Raw genomic sequence first — 4,198 nt, forward strand, 5'->3', positions numbered from 1 at the left:
AGTTGCCGGCCGAGGCATGTCCGAAGACGATTCCGGTGTAGCCGTGCTTGGCGAACAGGGCCTGCAGATCGAGCGCGCCGTCAGCGAGCCGCTCCGGCGGGAAGCAAACATCCTCCAGAATAAACGATGAGCCTGACGGCCGGGCGCCGCCGACCGAGGCCAGCAGCCCGCTGCGCACGTTCCAAAACTGCGCCGCAAGCATCGGGTCCCCCGTGAACTCCGCGGGCTCGAGCAGCGTCAGCCCGGCCAATGTCGCGTTCGCGATGCGCTCCGCTTCGCCGCGGGCGGCGTCATTTGGGGCGCGGAACTCAACGAGCAGCGCGGTCGCTTGCTCGGGCAATGTTTTCCAGCGGTCCGGCACCCCGGGCCTGCCCTCTACGGCGCGCAGCGACGCACGATCGACCAGCTCGACCGCGGCCGCGCCATGATCGACAAATGGCTTCACCGCCGCGCAGGCCGCATACATGTCAGGAAAGATCATAAACGACGTGAGCCGGTATTGATCGTCCGCGATCGTCTCGAAAACCGCCTCCGCAATAAACGCAAGCGTGCCCTCCGAGCCAACGACCAGGCGGCGGAAGATCTCGAGCGGCGTCGCGCCGTCGAGGAAGGCCTCCATATGGTACCCAGTCGTGTTCTTAATACTGAACTTCTTGCGGAGACGTGCCACCAGTTCCGGGTCGGATTCGATTTCGCGCTTGATCGCCATCAGGCCAGCGGCGAGCGCGGGCTCGCTGGCTGCGAATTGCTGCTCGGCATTTTCTCCAGCGCTATCGATGAACGTACCCGATGGCAGCATGAACGTGAGCGACGATAGCGTCTTGTACGAATTCTGCGTCGTGCCGCAACACATGCCGCTGGAGTTGTTGGCGATGACGCCGCCGATCGTGCAGGCCGCTGCGCTTGCCGGATCGGGGCCGAGGCGGTAGCCGTGCGCGAGAAGCGCCAAGTTGGCACGCGACAAGATCGTGCCGGGGCGGGCGCGCAAGCGCCGCCCGCCGGCTTCGACGCCAACGCCGGCCCAATGCCGCCTGACGTCGACCAGAATGCCATCGCCCTGCGCTTGGCCTGAGAGGCTGGTACCAGCGGCGCGGAACGTCACGCTCTCATGCTGCTGCCGCGCATAGCCGAGCACTTTGCGCACATCATCCACATTGCGCGCGATCACAACCACTTTGGGGAAAAGCCGATACGGACTGGCATCGGTGGCGTAGCGAATAAGATCGATGGGCCGAGTGAGCACGGAGTCGGCGCCGAGGAGCGCGACGAGATCGTCGCGCAGGCCGGCGGGCGTTCCTGCGGCAAGCGCATCCGGTGCCCGATCGCGCTGCGGCGTGCGGGCGGACGAGGTCATGGCCCGGAAACTTGGTGAGGGACGTGACGGGCGCGATGACACAGGCTGACATACCTCTCGGGAATACTTCGGCCGCCCTCTCGCCCGCCGCGGTTGGCCTATATCCACTCGCACGATCCAACTGCCTGATATCGCCGACCCCGCTTTAGGCCGAAACTTTGCACCGCACAAATGCGCCTGAGGGTTTGATATTGATAAAGTGATGGAAAGACTTCGTAAAGCTGTTGCCTTGCGAGACACGGGGTTTGCCGGACGGAGATTGTGGCAAGCCTACGCACGCCGGTTTATGATCGTCCGAGACCTGCGCGAGGTCCGTGCTGCGGACCAAGCGCCGGGTAGCCTGGTCACTCCTGCCATGACAAGCGTTCAGACGAGCAAGCTTGTTGGCTATCCTTGGTCAGATCTTTTCAATCTCGTTCTGGATGTGAAGAGCTATCCGGAGTTTGTGCCTCATTGCCGTGAGGTGAGGCTGTTGTCGCGCACGACGGAAGAGCCGGGCAGGACCATCATCGTGTCGCGAATGACCGTTGGGTTCTCGGCGTTTGAGATCAGATACGCCAACCGGACCACAGGAGACGCGATCAGCCGCAAGATCAGCATCGACGCTGTCGATGGACCTCTGCGGTATCTCAGCGCCCTGTGGAGGTTCGAGCCGCGGGATGAGGATCGCACCCTGCTGCATTTTTCGGTGAACTACGAATTAAACAATCCGGTACTCGCGGCCGTCGCGTCGCGCGTCTTTGCTGCGATGTTCGGTGAGATTCTGAACGCCTTTGAGCGGCGAGCGGCCCATCTATTTCCCGACAGGGCCTCCGCGGGCGCCGCGCGCAGTCGCTGAGCGCGGCCAGACATCGGCGCGCTTCGCCAGTCAACGCCGGCTTACCACCAGCTGATAAAGTCCGCCGAAGAACAGGCGCTTATGCGCGCTGGTTGCACACGAACCCGGCAGCCAGCTGGCGATTTCTTCCCGCCACAAATCGAGGGCAAACGGCTCGAGCTTCGCAAGCAGGACCGGTAACAGGTAGCGCAGTGGATGGCACCAGCGCGGCCGCGCATAGTCGACGATCACAACCTTGCCCCCAGGCTTGACGACCCGATACACCTCGCGCAGCGTTCGCTCGCGCCATTCGCGCGGCTGCTCGTGAAGCAGAAAGAACACCAGTGCCCGATCATAGCTGGCATCGGGCAGCTTGAGATCCATGGCATCCATTGCCAGCAGTCTTGCCGGCGCCCCCACGAGCAATTTGCTGTGCAGATTTGTCAGCTGTATCGGCAGAACGTCGACAATGTCGATTGATCCGCCGCCCATGGTGGCGCGTTGGCTCAAGCAATTAGTCAGATCGCCGTAAACGCAGGCCACTTGCAAGGTCGTGCCTGACAACGATTCGCCCATTTCCGCTAGCGCAGCATCGCGCAGCCGCGTGTAATTGCCCCAGAGGATGAGATTGACCAGCCATTGGCGCTCGAACAGCTTCACCGCTTTGGGATGAATGTAGGCCCACCAATAATGAGTGCTGAGATAGTCGGGGACCAATGCGCTCGGACAAAGTCCGACGGTCTCCCCGACCTTGCCTGGGAATGCGGGACCGGTAGGCAGCACAGTGTGTTCCAGCATCCATTTCGGTCGCATGAATGTCCCTCAGAACGATCGATTACAACAGTCTACAACCCGTTAGGGCGGGTGGCACCCCCTAAGTCGCATGCGTAGCCATCCGAGCATTGACGCAGGTCAGGGGCAAGGTCAATTTGCTTCAAGCGGCCGCCCGCATCAAAGCGAAACGAGAGCCACCGTAAGGCTGCGGACGCCCTGGGCGCCGTGGATGAGAACGCCTTCGATGTCCGCGGTGGCCGAGGGACCCGTTACCAGCACCGCGTAACGTGCGGTCTTAAACCGGGCGTCGCGGTAAGCCTGATGCAGGTTGCTGATGATTCGCGTCGGATCGAGCAGGACGACAAGGTGCTGGGCGAGATAGGCTAGCGCGTTCACCTGCAACTCCTCCTCGCTGAGCCAGACCGAGCCGGTCTCGGCGACGCCAAATGCGCAGCGGACGACGCCGACATCGACATCGGCCAACTCGGCCGGGTCCGCGCTGCTGTCGAGCGCCCGCGTCCCGCGCACCTCGGGCGTGGCGGAGCAGATCACGGCGGCATCAGGAAACAGTGATCGCACCAAGGCATCGAGACCGCCCGTGTCGAGAGCCGGGGCGAACTTTCCGCCCATGCTCACCAGGGCTTCCTGGAACTCCTCAAGCAAAGATCGCGAAGTCCGCTCGAACAGCGGAATCGCTGGAATGGCCGGCCCTGGCGCGGGCTGATTCGCGCGCACCGCGGCGAGGATGGCATCCCGGCTGCTCACTGGCGCCTCCTGTTCTCGAGATACCAGCTGCGGAAGCTCTGCCTTGGCGACTCTGGCACCTCGCGTTGCCGTCCCCACGGATTGAGCCAGTTGTAGATGGCGAAACGCGGCAGACGCTCGATGGCCAGGCCCGTTGCCGAAATCGCCGCGCGGTAAAGCCGGGGATCGCTCAACACTTTGCCGATGATACGGATGGCTTCCTTCTTGACCAGCGGCAGCTGATTGCGTTCGGCCATGACCTGGCGCCATTTGTAGATCTGATCGTGGATGTTGATCTTCACCGGGCAGACATTGGTGCAGCTGCCGTTAAGCGTCGAGGCGTAGGGCAGATTACTGTATTTGCGGATATCGAAAGCCGGGTTGATGATGATCCCGATCGGACCGGAATAGGTCGCTCCATAGCTCAAGCCGCCGCTGCGGCGGTAGACCGGGCAGGTGTTCATGCAGGCGCCGCAGCGAATGCATTTGAGCGAATACCAAAAGTCCTT

The 4,198-nt window shown here is 62.4% G+C and carries 5 protein-coding genes; 1 reads left to right on the forward strand and 4 read right to left on the reverse strand.

What is annotated here, in order from left to right:
* Positions 1–1,354: FAD-binding oxidoreductase (locus tag ABSB13_RS16735; RefSeq protein ID WP_428110470.1), on the reverse strand; the 1,354-nt coding region annotated here is incomplete at its 3' end.
* A 202-nt stretch (positions 1,355–1,556) separates the two neighbouring features.
* Between ABSB13_RS16735 and ABSB13_RS16740 the strand changes: the two genes are divergently transcribed.
* On the forward strand, positions 1,557–2,192 hold the full coding sequence (locus tag ABSB13_RS16740; RefSeq protein ID WP_428110472.1) for a type II toxin-antitoxin system RatA family toxin: 636 nt from the start codon (positions 1,557–1,559) through the stop codon (positions 2,190–2,192).
* 30 nt (positions 2,193–2,222) lie between these two features.
* On the opposite strand, the gene rquA is transcribed toward ABSB13_RS16740, so the two are convergent.
* The 3 genes from rquA to ABSB13_RS16755 all read right to left on the reverse strand — a co-directional run.
* A complete protein-coding gene (gene rquA, locus ABSB13_RS16745) occupies positions 2,223–2,984 on the reverse strand; it encodes a rhodoquinone biosynthesis methyltransferase RquA (protein ID WP_428110473.1) in 762 nt (253 codons plus the stop codon).
* Between the two features lie 138 nt (positions 2,985–3,122).
* Positions 3,123–3,710, reverse strand: a complete 588-nt coding sequence (locus ABSB13_RS16750) for a LutC/YkgG family protein (RefSeq protein WP_428110474.1) — start codon at positions 3,708–3,710, stop codon at positions 3,123–3,125.
* Positions 3,707–4,198, reverse strand: a 492-nt coding sequence (locus ABSB13_RS16755; RefSeq protein WP_428110476.1) for a 4Fe-4S dicluster domain-containing protein, incomplete at its 5' end; no start/stop codon positions are given. The genes ABSB13_RS16750 and ABSB13_RS16755, both read right to left, overlap by 4 nt.

The organism is Binatus sp. (SeqCode) (assembly GCF_050013435.1).
Taxonomy (GTDB): domain Bacteria; phylum Desulfobacterota; class Binatia; order Binatales; family Binataceae; genus Binatus.